We start from the raw sequence: 13,510 nt of genomic DNA, 5'->3' as shown, positions 1-13,510 counted from the left end.
TTTCTGCTCCGATTTAACAATTTTTCTTGATTTTACATCATCTTGCATTTGTCTCACATTTATTTGAAATGACTATACTACTGCTCCAGACCACAATTGTGGCACTAAAGATTGAGCGATAAACACCTCAAATGCTTGGCTATCCATCGAGTTGTCCATGGTCATTAATGCCACTACTTGGGTGAGACTAATTGCACCAATTACTGTGACTTTTTGGCCTCGATAAAAAGGTTTGACCGCATAGGCTCTAGTCCCTAGTTGGAAGCATGACTTCTGCTTAAACAAGCGTAATACTCCAGTCTCATCTAAAAAGACTAGATTTTTTGGCTCGATATCCTTAACTTTTTCCCAATACTCTAATCTTAACTTCATGACTCTTTCTGTGCCTGCTTGACTACTCCTGACTGTTTTTTTTTACGATTTAATCCCAACTTCTGTAAGGCACTACACATTGCTGTTCTGCCTACCCAATTTCCTGTCTTTTGGGCGAATAACTCACACAATTATACCAAGGTTGCATCGGGATGTGCTGCCACTATTTCTCTTAATTGCTTTGACGCATTATTTAAATGACTGAATCTGGGTTTAACCCTGGGTTTTGGCTGTAAATTACCCTCGATTTTTTGTTGCTTGACCAGTTTTTGAACTAAACTTTTACTGGCGGAAAATATCGCTGCTGTTTTTCTGATCGACAACTTCTGATATTGATGGGCTGCTACTATTTTTGGAAAGCAAATCTACTGAATATGCTTTCATTGGTGTATTTTTTTAATCTATTCTTATTGTACCTCATAACACCCGGAAGTGCTGTGGTTCCTAGCGCGAAAACCCCTAGCCTGTTGCTCGTTCCCGGTGGTCCGTTTCCTGTTTCTTCTAATAACGTGGCTTGTAATTGCGAGGCGGCGCTAATTGCGCTAAAGACCTACTACGAAATGCTCACCCCGGAATAGAAATCACAAACTCCGAACCCTGGCCCAGGCAGGAATTCACGAGTAACGTACCTCCATGTTTTTCCACAACAATTTGGCGGGCTATAGACAATCCCAATCCAGTTCCTTGACCCACAGACTTGGTTGTGAATAAGTGGTTAAAGATGTTTTCCTTGACTTCGTTCGACATCCCCTCTCCATTATCCTTAATCCGAATCAAAACCTGATTGTTGTCTTCGCTCAGAGCAGTTTGAACCGTGATTTGATTGGGTCGGGCTTTAATTTCACTAAAACTGCGCCCCTTATTTGACTCCTCCAGAGCGTCAATGGCATTTGCGAGTACGTTCATAAATACCTGGTTTAACTGTCCGGGAAAGCATTTCACGAGGGGCAAATCACCATACTCTTTCACAACTTCAATGGCAGGGCGAAACTCGCTGGCTTTTAAACGGTGCTTGAGAATCAGCAGAGTGCTTTCGAGTCCGTCGTGAATATTGAAAGCAACTGGTCGATCGCTATCTGCCCTCGAAAACGTTCTCAAACTCGTACTGATATTGCGGATGCGATCGACTCCCTCCTGCATCGAGCCAATCAATTTGGGCAAATCTTCTCGCAAATACTCCAAGTCTATATCCTCAATTTTTTCTTCAACTTTAGCTCCTGGCTTGGGAAAACTATCTTGATATACATCGATTAGCTCGAACAAATCTTGTAGGTATTCTTGAGCAGGTTGCAAGTTGCCGGCGATAAAGCCTACGGGATTGTTAATTTCGTGGGCTACCCCTGCGACTAAATTTCCGAGAGCAGACATTTTCTCACCCTGCACCAATTGCAACTGCATCTGTTTGAGATCGTGAAGATAAAGCTCTAGTTTTTGGGCATATTCCTGGGATTGTTGATAGAGTCGGGCGTTCTGTAAGGAAATTGCTGCTTGGGAACACAGGATGTTGAGGATGGCGACGCGATCGCGCGTAAACGCCCCCGTTGTGAGATTATTCTCTAAATACAGAATCCCCATTACTTTGCCTTGATGGAGAATCGGAGTGCATAAAACGCTCTTGGGTTGGTGCTCAATCATGTAAGGATCGCCAGCCCAGGTGGTTTGAGTGCTGGCACGATCGAATACCAGGATTTCTTTTGTACGTTTGACGTAGTTAATTATGCTTAGAGGAATTGCTTTGCTTTCTTCAACTAGAAGCGATTGCAAATGACAATCTTGGCGATTTGTACAGTGTACGGCAACTCTCCAATTTCCACCTTCCTCCAAAATTAATGCTCCGGTTTGTGCTCCGGCATTTTGCACTACTACTTGCATCAAAGTAGTTAGCAATTGCTCTAGTTCTATTTCACTAGAGAGAGCTTGAAAAGCTTTGATCACTGTCGGCAAATCTACTAACTCCGAACTGCTGGTGCTACCGATAATTGTTCTATTCTTGTTAGATAGGGAGGATTCACTATTGCTAGATGAGTGAATCATGTCGCTAGGATTCTGGCGAGTTCGCTCATTTTGCAGGATAGAAGTAATGAGTTGCGGATAGCGCTGTTCTAGATGGTCAATCTTTGCTTTGGCTCCCCACTTTGCGTAGGCATAATAAGCATCAATTAAATAGGGTTTGGCAATTTTTTCTTTCCCCCATTCCAAATAGAATTTAGCAGCGAGTTCGTGAGCAACGGCTTCTTCGTTGATGTATTCGTTTTCTTTGGCGAGGGCAATCGCCTTGTCGTACATCTCTATCGCTTCTACTTTTTCTCTTAAAACCCGATGCCGTTCTGCCTCAACTAGGTAGAATTTGTGCAAAAAATTCATTGGGGCATGATCCGCCCATTTCTTCATTTTTTCTTGATTAGCTTGTACTCTTTCGAGAAGTTTCTGCTGCTCAGACTGTGGAGTATCGGCATACACTGCTAGACGCACTAGAGAATCGTAAAAATAGAAGATGGCAAGAGTTACCTGCCCTGTACCTGCGCTCAAATAACTTTCTATTTCAGCGATACATTTCAACGCTTCTGGGTAATTTTCAAATACATAACAAAGCACAATTTTTTGTATGTATAAGTAATGAATTCCCATGTAGTTATTAGTTTGCTGATACAGTTGCAGCATAGTCTCTTCGTCGCCGGCTTCTCCCTTTAAATGGCATGGATTTTCGCTTCTTCCTATCAAGTTTAAGACGGCTTGCCAACAGATTTTCTGATAATTAAGTGCTGCTTGCTGGTTAATTTTGCTAACGGCCTCTGCGTAGGTTTCGATCTCTCGTTCGAGTTGGGTTAGTTGCTTGCCAACAAAATACGAGTAACAACTGTATTGAAAGATAGCATAACCAGCAAATTCTAATTCTCCGGTTTCTAGCCCACAAGAATAATCTGACAGCAAAGGTTTTAAGGTATTTCTGAGGTGTTCTTTCCAAGGTTGAATACTAGAATGCACCATTGCGGATGTCTTGGCTTGGATTTCTTTGGCATTCAACTTTGATAATAGACGTAAAGCCAGTTGACCGAACTGATAGCCCTGCTCAATATCTCCAGATCCGCAGAGGAAAAAAGCATATAAAGCATAAGCAGAGGGAGACACAGAAGCATTTCCATGTTGGACGGATAAATTAACCTGTTTGCTTATTATTAAAGGCACCAGTGGCGGCAGCACTATGTAGGCAGAAACAAATAGACTTAACAGCATCTTTATAGTTGCTAGTTGATGGGGATCTGTCATTTGAGGGAGATCGATTAAGTCCTCAGTTTGCTTTCCGCTCAAAATTGACGCTGTTTCCCCTAATGCCTGCCCAATATCAGCCGGATTGGGTTCGGAAGGAAACTCTACCCCCAACTGCTTTAAAACTTGCAGCCCCGTATTCAGCGCTTCATGTAGCTTATTTTGCGTTATATAAGCTTGCATCTGGACTTCATACAGATTCACTTTGTCCAGTAGGGTTGTGGCACAGTTTTCCACGACTAATGCTAATTTTTCCATCTGGTCAAAGTCACCGCTTAGATATGCCGCCTCTGCTGCTTCTGTATACAGCCCTAATGTTAGTGCGTATTGATGGAGCCAACTATTTGCTGTCAGTAACTCCTTGCCAACATTGAAATATTCAACCGCAGCAGAATATGCGGTAGCAGCTTTGGCTTTCTTTCCAGCAACCAGATTTAAACTTGCTAATTGCTTTCGTTCTGCCTCTTGGGTAATTAATTCTGCTCCCACATTCAAGTGGTTGACCATATCAAAAATTCTTTCTTCTCGTTCAATTTCTGGCGTATTCTGTAATAAGAGTTGACCGATTTTTAAGTGAGTCGATCGCTTTTGGTCTTCCGGAATCAGGGAATAGGCAGCTTGTTGAATGCGATCGTGTAAAAACTTATATTTGGGTACTTGGTCAGGGATAATTGGTAATTGCTGAGATTCCTTGCCATTACCGATTACTAATTCGCTATTCCCCTCTGCTTGATAAAACTTATAAACTTCGCTAATGGGTAAAATTAGCCCGTCTTGTAGTGCCTTCCATAAAGCGGATGCGGTTTCTACGGTGGATTTTTCATCAACAATTGCTAAAGTCCCTAAATCGAACTGATTGCCAATACAAGCGGCTAACTTCAAGACTTCTTGCGTTTGATTTGGCAACTTTTGCAACTGAAGCGCCACAAACTCAACCACATCATCGGTGATTGCTAGCGAGCGCACGGCGGCAATATCGCACTGCCAATAACGCAGCTCAAAATTAAACTCAATCAGTCCATCTTCATATAATGACTTGAGAAATTGCGTGCCAAAAAAGGGATTACCTTGCGTTTTTTGATACACCAATTCTGTCAGAGGTGCAGCTAACTCTGTCGAGCAAACTAAAGTGTCTGCAATCAGAAAATTAATATGTGACTGTTGTAAAGGAGCTAAAGTAATCGTATTCGTCTTGGCTCCTGATTTTTCAATTTCCGATAAAGTCAGCATCAACGGATGCGCTGCAAACACTTCGTTATCTCGATAAGCTCCAATTAATAATAGATAGCGGTTATCAAGATCGCTCATCAGCAGTTGAATTAATTTTAACGAGGCGGAATCTGCCCATTGCAAATCATCCAAGAAAATCACTAAAGGATGTTCTTTAGTTGTAAAAACTTGAATGAATTTTTCCAACAACAAATTAAAGCGATTTTGCGCCGCACTGCCAGCAAGTTCTGGGACTGGCGGTTGCGGTCCGATAATACGTTCGAGTTCGGGAATGACTTCAACTATCGCCGCAGCGCTAGCTCCTAAAGCTGCCAAAATCTTCGATTTCCATTGTTCAACTTTAGCATCTGTTTCCGATAGCAATTGTCCCATAAAGTCGCGAAAAGCTTGGACAAATGCACTAAAGGGGAGGTTGCGCTGGAATTGGTCAAATTTGCCTTTAATAAAGTAGCCGCGCTGCCGCACGATAGGTTTGTGAACTTCGTTGACTACAGCGGTTTTACCAATCCCAGAAAAACCGGAAACGAGCATCATTTCGCTGCTACCCGCACTCACCCGGTCAAAGGCTGCTAGCAGGGAGAATACTTCGCTTTCTCGGCCGTACAATTTTTCCGGGATGATGAAACGATCGCACAAATCTCGCTGCCCTAAATCAAAGTTAACGAACTTCCCTGTCTGTTTCGAGTGGGATAAGCAAGTTTCTAAGTCGTACTTGAGTCCCAAGGCGCTTTGATAGCGGTCTTCAGCATTCTTCGCCATCAGTTTGCTAACAATAAGAGACAGCACCAATGGAACGCTATTGTTAACTTTTGAGGCTGCCAGCGGTTGTTTGGCGAGGTGGCAGTGTACCAAATCCATTGGGTCGTCTGTTTGGAATGGTAATTTTCCTGTTAGTAATTCGTAGAATGTTACTCCTAGCGAGTAGAAATCTGTGCGGTAATCAATGCCTCGGTTCATCCGCCCAGTTTGTTCGGGAGATATGTAGGGTAAAGTGCCTTCGAGGACGTTGGGATTTTGAATTTCTTGGGTTTGGCGCGGCAGCACGGAAGCGATACTCAAATCAATCAGCTTGACTTCTTTGCTGACCGGGTTAATCAGAATGTTGGCGGGCTTGAGGTCTTTATGGATGACTCGGTGGCGGTGAAGTCCGTCCAGGGCGCTGGCAATTTGAATCGCCACGGGAAAAAACTCGTTAACGGGCAAGCCTTCTAGAGGTTCGTTGCTCGCGGATGCAATAGTTGAAAGGTAGCTAGTTAAGGAAATTCCGCCAAAGTCTTCCATCACTAGAGCATAGCGGTTATGATAGCTCTCCAGGCTGTATGCCTTGACTGTGCCGGGGATATTTAAGTTTTTAGCAATGACGTACTGGTTGCGGAAGTGTACCAATTCGTTGAAGCTGGGAAAGTCTTTTCGCAGCAGTTTGATCGCGACGGGTTGCCCATTTGAACACCGAACGCCGCGATAAACTAGAGTTCGATTTCCTGCGTAAATTTGCTCGTTAATGTGATATCCTAGGAAAAGTTTTGTGATCTCAGTCATATCTACGTATTCCTACTGCTTCTATCAAGTCTGAAGCTTCTGAGAGTTACTATCTACTATTTTCGCTCGCTCTGCTGTGGTATTCAGTGAATTACATTTTTCTTAATATACTTTGTGGCTCAACTTATGAAAGTGCGAGTTTAAAATAATATTTGAATTTTTTATGCAAGAGCTGTTTATAGTTGAGTTAAGACTAAGTAGAAGATGAAGGAGGCTAAGGCTGATTGAAAGCCAGCAGTTGATAGAAGAGGAATTCAAGAGGCTAATCAGGTAATTAAGAGGATTTTTAAAACCGATGCTTGAATGCGATCGCCTATTAAATCTTAATGTCTAGTTTAGGTGAGATTTTAATGTCATTAGTACAATTCGGGCGGAGCGGAATTTCAAGCGGGAAGCAGAAGAAATTGAGTTTGTGTGTCAGATTTGGGATAAATTGGGATTCGGGATTCATGAGATCGCCAGCCGAATTACAGCATATCTCATGTAAATGTAGATCGCGAGAAACCGGGTTTCTAGCAACAGAATCAGTAATGATGCGAGAACTTTAAAGAAACCCGGTTAGGAGTGTGTACTTCATAAACCTGGAATACGCTGTATTTGTCCAGATGCCAAAACAAGCTGCGCCAATCTCATAAGTGAATCAGGCATTAAATGGCAAAATTCAGAAGCAGACTAGGGAAATAGCCCAAGTCAATTATATTCGGTCGCTCACATACTTACAATTACCAATTGCGAATTACCCCTTTGATTTTTTTACTTCCAATACCTGCGCCAGTGAAACAAATTCTCCCACAAATTTTGCATAAAAGTGTTCCTGCCCAAGCGCTGCGACTCCCAAACAGCAGCAGTTTGACCGTTAATTGCCGAAAAACTCGACCAAATATAAGGAAGTTCGGCGATCGCCTCAACCTTCATCCCGTGACGCACAGCCAAAGCGATCGCGTGAATCAACTCAGCAGCTTGCGGCCCCACAATACTCGCTCCCAAAATTTCTCCGTTGCGACGCCCGACAATCTTACAAAAACCAGTTGTCTCGCCGCACATTTGAGCTCTTTCAACATTCTTAAAATATTCCCGACAAACAATGAGATCGTCTCCAAACCTTCGCCTTGCTTGCTCTTCAGTCAAGCCAACTCTCGCCAATTGCGGATCGGAAAAAATCGCCCAAGGAATCCCGCGATAATCTATTTGAAACAGCGGCAAAAACAAAGCATTTTTCACAGCAACTGCAGCTTCGCAATTAGCGATGTGAGGGAACGGATAACCCCCAGCAACATCGCCGATCGCATAAATGCGGCGATTAGTTGTTTGCAGCTTTTCATTTAAAATCACCCCCCGATCGCTGAATTTAACCCTAGCCGCTTCGAGATTTAACGATGAAAAATTGTGCCCTCTACCTGCAGCCAGAAAAATCTCCTCAGCTTCGATCGCCCTAGGCCCAGCTTGAATCCACTTTTTACCCTCAATCACCCTAGCTTGAGTCACCTCAGTAGCAGTCAGAATCCGCACTCCTTGAGCTTCCATTGCAGCTTGAACCAAGCCAGCAGCCTCTCGGTCTTCTTTCGTCAAAATGTGCGAACCCTTCACCACAAGCGTAACAGCAACCCCTAATCGAGCAAAAGTTTGAGCCACTTCGACACCGCTGGGATCGGCACCGATGACAGCCAAACTTTTAGGCAACTGTGGAAGTTTTGCTAATTCCCCGACACTTTCGGAAGTAAAAAAGCCAGCAGAAGAAAGTCCTTCTATATTGGGAATCGTTGGCAGAGTTGGACAAGCTAGCAAATAACAGAGCGATCGCAATTTCCTGCCGCCGACAACAAAAGCCAAATCCGGTTTGGCAACAAACTCGCCGCTGCCAAAAATAACATCGACACCGCGAGCAGCCAAAACGCCCAGAGAATCAATTTCTGACAGATTAGAAACAACACCCTCGGCCCACTTGAGAACCCCGTCAAACCGCAATTTGATGGGCAGGGACGAATTAGCCGCTTCCCAGCGAACCCCCAACTGCTGGCTGCCGATCTGCTGGGCAAAACGAGCAGCCTCGCTCAAAGTTTGGCTGTATCTCAAACCAAGGTCGATCGACTCTTTCCCCCCAGTCGGCAAATCTTGCGAATTACTTAGGGGTTCCACCAAAGCAACGCGAGCCCGGAAACCAGTTGCAGTCAAAGCTGCATAGCGTCCGGCAGCAGTTCCACCAATAATCACTAAATCATAATCAAGCATAAATAAAGCAGTCAGTAGTCATTAGTCATCAGTCATCAGTCATCAGTCATCAGTCATTAGTTAGTAGTTTAGGACGATCCGCGCGCTGGGTCAGAAACCCGGTTTCTTCCTAGATACTTCGCTACAAAACCCAAGATCGATCGTAGAAACCCGGTTTCTTCCTAGATACTTCGCTACAAAACCCAAGATCGATCGTAGAAACCCGGTTTCTTGGGGATGTCCGCTCAAACGACCAATAAAATCGGTTTGTCAACTTTTATTGGTTGTTAACAGTTAACAGCCAACAGCGATGCCCGCTCGCGAAGTCGAAGGGTCAACCGTCAACCGTCAACCGTCAACCGTCAGCTAACGACTAATGACTTCAGCAAGTCCAGCAATCAGCCGCAAATTGTCAGCCCTTGAGCGCACAGCCACCCGAAAAAACCGATCGCCCAACTCAGGAAAACTCAAACAATCCCGAATCAAAATCCGGTGTCGTTCCAACAAACTTTTTTGAATCGAAGAAACCGACACCGACGACTCAACCAACAAGAAATTAGCCGCCCCTGCAAAAGGCTGCAAACCAGGCAAATTAGCCAAACCCTCAAACAGCTCTCGGCGAGCAACAGGCAGCCAATCCCAGGTTTGCCGCTCAAAAACAGTATCTCGCACCGCAGCAGCAGCAGCAGCAGCAGCCAAAGCATTCACAGGCCAAGGATCGCGCTGCAACTGCCAGCGGCGGAGGATATCGGGATGGGCGATGGCGCAGCCCAACCGCAGTCCCGGCAGAGAATAGAATTTAGTGAGCGATCGTAAAATCACCAAATTCGGAAACTCCTCAACAGCATCGATCGAACTCTCCTGTTGTTCCGGTGGCAGAAAGTCCATAAATGCCTCATCTACCACCACCAGACCCAACTGCTCCAAATAAGGCAAAATAGCCTCCCTAGCGAACAGCAAACCCGTAGGATTGTGGGGGTTGTTCAGCAGCAAACCTCGTCGATGGGCATCGAGAGCAAGAGGAACCGGGAGACAGAAAGAAGGGGAGACAAGGGAACGGTTAGAAACCGACAAATCATCCGTTACTAACCGGCTTCCGGGCTCGGCATCCAACAATTTAAGCTCCAAAGGACATTTCAGCACCTTCGCCCCGAAAGCCGAAAGAGCCCGCCAGTAATCGCCAAAAGCCGGAGTCACCAAATAAGTCGCCTCCAGTTTCGACAAATCCCAAGCCGCCCAAGTCAACAATTCCGCCGAACCATTCCCCGGCAAAATCCAATCCGGGTCAACACTCAATGCCTCACCCAAAGCAGTCCTGAGCTCTCCATAATCCGGGTCTGGGTAAGCCGTCAGACTGCTCAAGTGAGCTTGAATCGCATTCAATGCCGACTCAGGAGGGCCCAAAGGACTGATACTGGCAGAAAAATCGAGAATAGCAGAGGGAGGGCAGCCTGCCAGTGCGGCTGCCCAAGCTAAATTCCCACCGTGCACAGGTCTAATCAAGACTCAGTTCGCCAGTTATTCGGGGTTTTTCGGCGGTGCAACTCTGTCCTTGAACAACTTCCCTGCGGAAAATGCAGGAACTCTGGTTGCCGGGATTTCCATCTTGTCGCCAGTTTTGGGATTGCGACCCTCCCGGGCCTTGCGTTCCCGCGACTCAAACGAGCCAAAACCGACCAACGTCACCTTATCGCCGTCGGAGACAGCTTCCATGATTGCTTCCAAGGCTGCACTCAAAACGGCATCTGCCTGTTTTTTCGTGACACTAGCCTTTTCCGCGACTGCATCAACCAATTCACCTTTGTTCATTCCGAACTCCTTCTGGGATTTGCAAAATACGTTAAACAGAGTTCAACTATTAGCTGTGAGTGGTAACTGCATTGGAGTTTGGGTTCGGAGGTTTGGGTTGTTCCCGATGGCTCCTGTCCGCTTCCCCAATTAAGAACTCCTGCTGAATACCAATTACCCTAGGGTAATTGGTCAGAAAAGGAATTTTTGTTTCTAATTGCTGAAAACCCCACAGCATCTAAGTTTCACTGCATTATTCTAAAGTCTTGCCGACCTTTATGGATCGGTGGAACCTTTAATTTATATGGATTTGGACAATTTTTTTTATTAATCCCAAAATTTAGGTAAAAAAATACCACCTTGGAGAGAAGATTTCTCGCCTCAGTGGATTTGAAAGCAGAAAAAAAGCAGAAATAGAAAGAATAAAATGTCATTTGTCAAGGGCTAAAGGAAAATTTATTCCTTCTGATTTTGTTATTCTCAGGAAAAAAGGCATAAGTCAGAAGGAATAAAGTCTGAATTGTCAAGGGCAAAACTAAATTTATTCCTACTGACTGCTGACTGCTGACTACTGACTACTGCCTCGGTTGGACGGGCTGACTGCGCTGCAACAGTTGGCGGGCGTCGGGACTAATGTTGTTTTGGTAGCCAAAGTTCGATCGATCGCTATCGTCCAAAATCTGCGGTGTCAGCAATACAATCAACTCCGCCCGCTGGTTGGTCTTATTGGTGCTCCTGAACAGCGAACCGATAATCGGCAAATCTCCCAAAATCGGAATCTTGTTCGCTGTAACCCGTTCTTCGTCGCGGATAATCCCCGAAACAATCAAAGTCTGACCGTCCCGCAGGCGAATTAACCCCGATTGCAACGAGCGCTCGCCCAGCAGAGTGATCTGATTGGTGTTCGCGCCAGTCGAAAGCTGTTGAGTGTTGCCGGGTGTCCTGATAATCGGGTTCACCCGCAGAGAGACAAAGCCATTATCGTCAACCCGATCGATCGCCACCCCCAACTGCAAACCAGCCCTGTCTTTGACAGCAGTCACCGTTTGGGTACTTGTATTTCCAGTAGTCTGCGTTTGGGACGTGATGTTAGTAATCACCTCATCAGTAATATTCACATTCGCCGTTTCTCCTTCTTGAACCACCAGAGTCGGATCGGTCAGGATTTTGGCATTCCGGCTCTGAATAGTTGCCTGCAACGCCGACAGGAACCTCCTCGGATACTGGAACAGCGGGAACAAGCCGAAGTCTGCACTTCCTGAGCCTGTTGTCGATCCAGGCTCGTAATCCGTAATTCCAACTCGCGTGGGGTCATTAGTAACTGGGGCTGTCGGCTCGAGGAACACGCCTTTGCCGGGACCTAGGAGACCTTGACCTGTAAACGGCACTATACGCCGGCCGTTCGCATCGTAGAAAACATCCGGGGTTCCTAGGGGGTTGCCTGTGATCGGTCGAGCGAGGATCCCATTTCGGGCATCATCGCCACTGGGCGGATTGATGCCGCCAAAATTGAGAGTTGCCGCCCCATTGTCATTGACGAAGAAATTGTTATTAATTCCAAAAGAGAAACTGCTGTTGGTTCTGTTGTCTCCCAACAAGTTGATATCGATCACCTTGACGTTCACAGCGACTTGACGGCGGCGCAAATCTAGCTGTGTCAAGAAAGCCACAGCCATGTCAACTTTGCGCGGGTCGCCGACCAAAGTGATGGAATTGAGCCTCGCATCCGCCAGCACCGACAGTCCCCTCAACAATAGCGGCCCGTTGCCGTCCTTAGCGCCGATCGCCTTAATGTCCGGTTCCCGAATTTCCACATCCCGCGCCGCATTTCCCTGGCCCACGGTTTGAATCGTCACCCGAGTAATCGGCAATTGAGTTTCCGCACCTTGAGCGCTCAAAAAGTTAGCTGCATCCGTAGACCGAACTTGATTGAGCCGCAGAGTCCGAATGATAATATTGCGGGAGTCGATCGGCAAGCTAGTCCCGACAAAAATCGTCCGCCCCTGGCGGTTAGCTTGCAGCCCGCTGATCCGCAGCACGTAGTTGAAAACATCTTGCACCGACTCATTTTCGATGTCCAAAGAAATCTTCGGCCCTTCATCGGAGCCTGCAGCTCCCGGTGCTGCAGCCGGTTGGCCGGGTTGAGCCTGGGCCCCGCCGCCTGTAAAAGCGATGTTCAAGCCCGCAGCGCGGGCCAGCAGAGCCAAAACGTCCCGGACTGGGGCATCCCGCAGCACCAAGCGGGGGATGCGTTCTCCCGAACTCAGTTCAATATTTCCCACGCCGGGGGCGATGTTAGACACTGCGATATCTCCCAAGGGCGGAGCAACTGCCCGGGGTTGGAAAGGCGCAGCCTGATTGGTCTGGGATTGTATTTCGCTGGGGAGGGGCGGGCGATCGTTCCTGGTAACAGTAACTTCGGGATTTGGCAGCAGCACGCCTGGGTTTTGCGACGTGCGGACTTGGGGAGCCGGCCGGGGAGCTGTTTGGCTCAGCGGCAGTCCCGGAGGCGGCGGAGGTGCAGTTTGGGCAGACTGTGCTGTACCGCCCTGTCCGGCAACGCTGAGGACGATGCTTTGGCCTTGTCCCGGAACAATTTGTCCGTTGGGAACTCCGTTGGTGCCTGCCACTACAACGCGGATGCTGTTAGCCTCTACCTGGCTGATTTCTACTGAAGAAATTCCGGGAGCGGGGTTATCTTGACGGAAGCTGTTGCCTTCGGGCAAGCGGAGCTGGGTGTTGATAATTGTGGCTTGGTAAGTATTGCCGTTATTGATGGCGAAAACTTGCGGGCGATCGCCCTTTTCTGTCGCCATGACAATATTTACGCCATTATTAGCTTGACTTACTTGCACTCCTGTGACTTGAGTCGGCGCTGCCAAGACGGGGGCTTGGGCGATCAGAACTCCTGCAACGCTGCATAAGAGTCCTCCACTTAACCGTAGATGCTGTTTCACGTTCTCTCCTCAACTAAAATTTGTATTTGTTGTTCGCAGCCTTTTGTCGCTAGCTGCTAAACTGACTGAAAGATTCTCTAATCGAGCCTTTTTTGAAGGGAGAAGTTAGAATTAAATTCGGCAGAAACTATAATTTTTGATTGCCATCT

The 13,510-nt window shown here is 46.5% G+C and carries 6 protein-coding genes; all 6 read right to left on the bottom strand.

Annotation, left to right across the window (positions count from 1 at the left end):
• Positions 1 to 72 precede the first annotated feature (72 nt).
• The 6 genes from QUA99_RS21380 to QUA99_RS21355 all read right to left on the bottom strand — a co-directional run bounded on the left by QUA99_RS21380 (position 73) and on the right by QUA99_RS21355 (position 13,361).
• Positions 73 to 372 (bottom strand): transposase, encoded by a 300-nt coding sequence (locus tag QUA99_RS21380; RefSeq protein ID WP_333245886.1) that lies wholly within the window; start codon positions 370 to 372, stop codon positions 73 to 75.
• 564 nt (positions 373 to 936) lie between these two features.
• Entirely contained in the window at positions 937 to 6,408 is a 5,472-nt protein-coding gene (locus QUA99_RS21375; protein ID WP_333442016.1) for an AAA family ATPase, read from the bottom strand.
• Between the two features lie 753 nt (positions 6,409 to 7,161).
• Complete coding sequence (locus QUA99_RS21370; protein ID WP_333240686.1) at positions 7,162 to 8,637, bottom strand: NAD(P)/FAD-dependent oxidoreductase; 1,476 nt, start codon at positions 8,635 to 8,637, stop codon at positions 7,162 to 7,164.
• Positions 8,638 to 8,982: 345 nt separating this feature from the next.
• Positions 8,983 to 10,119, bottom strand: coding sequence for a threonine-phosphate decarboxylase CobD (gene cobD / locus QUA99_RS21365; RefSeq protein ID WP_333240683.1), 1,137 nt, complete (start codon positions 10,117 to 10,119; stop codon positions 8,983 to 8,985).
• Between the two features lie 15 nt (positions 10,120 to 10,134).
• A complete protein-coding gene (locus QUA99_RS21360) occupies positions 10,135 to 10,425 on the bottom strand; it encodes an HU family DNA-binding protein (protein WP_333240681.1) in 291 nt (96 codons plus the stop codon).
• Between the two features lie 554 nt (positions 10,426 to 10,979).
• On the bottom strand, positions 10,980 to 13,361 hold the full coding sequence (locus QUA99_RS21355) for an AMIN domain-containing protein (RefSeq protein ID WP_333240679.1): 2,382 nt from the start codon (positions 13,359 to 13,361) through the stop codon (positions 10,980 to 10,982).
• Positions 13,362 to 13,510: the final 149 nt, after the last annotated feature.

This window comes from Microcoleus sp. F10-B2, assembly GCF_036704965.1.
GTDB lineage: Bacteria > Cyanobacteriota > Cyanobacteriia > Cyanobacteriales > Microcoleaceae > Microcoleus.
This window is presented reverse-complemented; position numbering and strand designations above follow the sequence as displayed.

Bases quoted from the DNA above. Each gene is read 5' to 3' on its own strand.
- QUA99_RS21380 (WP_333245886.1), bottom strand. From the start codon at position 372: ATGAAGTTAAGATTAGAGTATTGGGAAAAAGTTAAGGATATCGAGCCA.
- QUA99_RS21375 (WP_333442016.1), bottom strand. From the start codon at position 6,408: ATGACTGAGATCACAAAACTTTTCCTAGGATATCACATTAACGAGCAA.
- QUA99_RS21370 (WP_333240686.1), bottom strand. From the start codon at position 8,637: ATGCTTGATTATGATTTAGTGATTATTGGTGGAACTGCTGCCGGACGC.
- QUA99_RS21360 (WP_333240681.1), bottom strand. From the start codon at position 10,425: ATGAACAAAGGTGAATTGGTTGATGCAGTCGCGGAAAAGGCTAGTGTC.